Source organism: Nitrosomonas sp. JL21, assembly GCF_009833095.1.
GTDB lineage: Bacteria > Pseudomonadota > Gammaproteobacteria > Burkholderiales > Nitrosomonadaceae > Nitrosomonas.
This window is the reverse complement of the sequence record NZ_QRCB01000061.1, coordinates 1-2,289: the sequence shown is the minus strand read 5'-3', so window position 1 is coordinate 2,289 and position 2,289 is coordinate 1. Positions and strand designations below refer to the sequence as shown.

Annotated in this window: 3 protein-coding genes; 1 reads left to right on the top strand and 2 read right to left on the bottom strand. The window is 30.3% G+C overall.

Annotation, left to right across the window (positions count from 1 at the left end; all coding sequences use genetic code 11):
• Window positions 1–250: 250 nt before the first annotated feature.
• Window positions 251–655 carry a DoxX family protein gene (locus ABF87_RS14215; RefSeq protein WP_160829781.1) on the top strand — a complete coding sequence of 135 codons (405 nt, stop codon included), beginning with the start codon at window positions 251–253 and terminating at the stop codon, window positions 653–655.
• Between the two features lie 142 nt (window positions 656–797).
• On the opposite strand, the gene ABF87_RS14210 is transcribed toward ABF87_RS14215, so the two are convergent.
• On the bottom strand, window positions 798–1,211 hold the full coding sequence (locus tag ABF87_RS14210; protein WP_160829780.1) for a hypothetical protein: 414 nt from the start codon (window positions 1,209–1,211) through the stop codon (window positions 798–800).
• Between the two features lie 39 nt (window positions 1,212–1,250).
• On the bottom strand, window positions 1,251–1,673 hold the full coding sequence (gene flgB, locus ABF87_RS14205; RefSeq protein WP_160829779.1) for a flagellar basal body rod protein FlgB: 423 nt from the start codon (window positions 1,671–1,673) through the stop codon (window positions 1,251–1,253).
• Between the last annotated feature and the right edge of the window lie 616 nt (window positions 1,674–2,289).

Below are 2,289 nucleotides of genomic sequence, written 5' to 3'. Positions count from 1 at the left end.
TTCAATCAATATAAAAATTAGCGTCATAGCAATTAGTGCTAACCAAATTTTTGAGTAGGGTTTAATTTATTCAGACTTTGCGATTTTTTAATGAGCATTGTGTCTTTTAGTTGCATTAACTTGATCTGAAAAGCTTCAAATATTATCCCAAAAATTAAAAATGAAGCTTATTGATGAAAATACAGCCTTGCATCACCGAAACTAAATGAATAACTAATGAATGGTTTACTTAGACTAAGGAGAAAACTAAATGAATCTTCCCTTTAAAAGTGATGAATTAGGGAAACTAACATTACGTTTCACTATGGGCATATTAATGTTGGTTCATGGTGTGCATAAAGTGCTTAATCCAGCCTCTATTGATTTTATTGATAATCAGCTTATCAAAATGGACCTGCCCCAGGCAGTAGCTTACGGAATTTATATGGGAGAAGTTATCTTAGCTCATATGATTATTCTAGGAATATTTGTTCGATTGAGTGGATTGATGGTTTTTGGCAATGTGATCTTTGCAATTTTATTAGGACATATTAATCAATTATTTAACCTATATGATCATGGTAGATATCCTTTAGAAGTACAGATCTTCTTCATGCTTACAGGCCTTGCGTTATTTTTTTTTGGGAGCGGTAAATTTGCCGTAAGGCCGGATTGAAAGATTTAGTATTAGTGCTATCTTCCCAAGAATCAATTAATTAAATACCTGGTGTCTAATGTCGCTATTATCAATCTATTTTGAAATAGGAAAATAAAATGAAATAACTTAACTTTAGAAAAATAAATGTTTGATAAATGAATTAATGATTTAACGATATAATCTCCCATTCTCTGGCGCAATCATTAATTTGGGGATAATAATCGTTAGAATCTCTACAGTACCAATAGCTGTTTTCGTGATTTGGGTTAGAGTATAAAATTTGCGGAGTAATCGTTGAAGATGATATAGGAGAGTCATTAATTGGAATATAAGGAAAAAATAGAGATTGGTGATGATAATCATAATTTAAATGATCGAGATTATAATCAATATATGCTTCATGCCCGTTTCCTAAAAACTCACCTTCATGAAACCCAATAATACCATTCTCTGTGAAATGGCTAGGCTCATATTCATCAAATGCCTTTACAGAACTAGCTATGGTTAAGCCGATAAAGAGTAATGAAACAAAAGAATATATATACCTCATAATTAAAAAAGATTCCTTTATCATCAAAAATTTCATGCATAAGTAAAAAATATAAATATGCCTTTACCTAACCTGCATAGCTAGAATTAAATCGTTATATTTATCTTTCAAGATTGATAAAACTACCTCATATTTAAGAGAGTTATCTGCAAATTGAGTACGTTCTATATCCATGTCTACCGTATTACCATCAGCGCTAGGTTGCAATGGGATACGATATGATATATCACTGTCCGTTAAATCTTGCTCAGATAAGCTATTGATGTGTTTGGGAGAAGTAGAAGTCAATTTAAGAGTGCTAGCTTCTGTTGTTCTCTCCTCAAGTTTTTCATGCAAAAATTTTGAGAAATCAATATCCCTAGCTTTGAAATTTGGAGTGTCAGCATTTGCCACATTATTTGCTAAAATTTCTTGTCTTTTTGCCCTTATATCTAATGCATGTTGATATAAATTCAATTCATAATCACTATTAAGTTTATTAACCATAAAAGAAAAGCTCCTTGCCAAAATCAATTATATTTTCATAGCTTCTAAATAAGTATATATATATTTTAACTGAGACTCATCATATAACAGGAATAAAAAATTAACCCAATTTGAATGTTAGTAACAAATCTCGAGTTGGTGAGCTTCTTATCAAGAAGAATCTTTAGTGATGACACGTATAATTATTTATACATTCTTCGACCTGATGATGTAAGAATATGCGATCGAGTTAATGGAATCAGCGAACAATCAGTAGATTGGTAGAATATAGTACAGACCGACTGAAATTCGTGCTTATGAATCTTTCCTTGCATCCGTTCTCTTTCAGAAAAAATACACTCTAGCTTATCCGCTTACTTCATAACTTCTTAACTTAATCCCAATGCGCTAAAGTAACTCCAAATTAAACCGTAGCTTAATGTTATTCATTAATATCGTATAACTATCTGTTGTAACGAATAAATAGATAGCTAAATTATCTTGATGAAACTAAAATAAATTTTTTGTATCAAAATACTTTCATAAAAAAATATTTTGTATTAATCAAAGTTAATATACAATAATTAAATGATTAAACGTTTTTTTTTCATGTTCATTTCAATTTTGATCGCCAGTA